The sequence below is a fragment of the Polaribacter sargassicola genome (assembly GCF_021991835.1).
Classification (GTDB): Bacteria; Bacteroidota; Bacteroidia; order Flavobacteriales; family Flavobacteriaceae; genus Polaribacter; species Polaribacter sargassicola.
Genome location: NZ_JAHDAU010000068.1, coordinates 1 through 377, shown reverse-complemented (window position 1 = coordinate 377; position 377 = coordinate 1). Strand labels below are relative to the sequence as shown.

Below are 377 nucleotides of genomic sequence, written 5' to 3'. Positions count from 1 at the left end.
CGCGAGTCGCTGACCGAGTTCCTCTCTTCGACCAAGGAGACCGAGGAGCTGTTCATGGTCGTGGACGAGGAGCTCAAGATGATGAGCCAGGTCTGCTCGGACGGCGGCCGCATCACCGGCCCGCATCTGAAGGAGATGTCGCGGCTCACGCACACCGAGTACATGCTGCGCGGACGCAGCCGCCTGGACCCGCGTGACATCCTGCGCGAGACCATGTTCGCCCCGACGGTGACCGGCTCCCCCATGCAGAACGCGTGCGCGGTCATCCGCCGGCACGAGCGCGCACCGCGGGGTTACTACTCCGGCGTCGCCGCGCTGTTCACCCCGAACGCCGACGGCGGCCACGACCTCGACGCGCCGATCCTGATCCGCACTGC

Annotated in this window: 1 protein-coding gene; it reads left to right on the top strand. The window is 68.4% G+C overall.

From position 1 onward, the window contains the following. Positions 1-377: chorismate-binding protein (locus tag KI686_RS17430; protein WP_237590303.1), on the top strand; the 377-nt coding region annotated here is incomplete at both ends.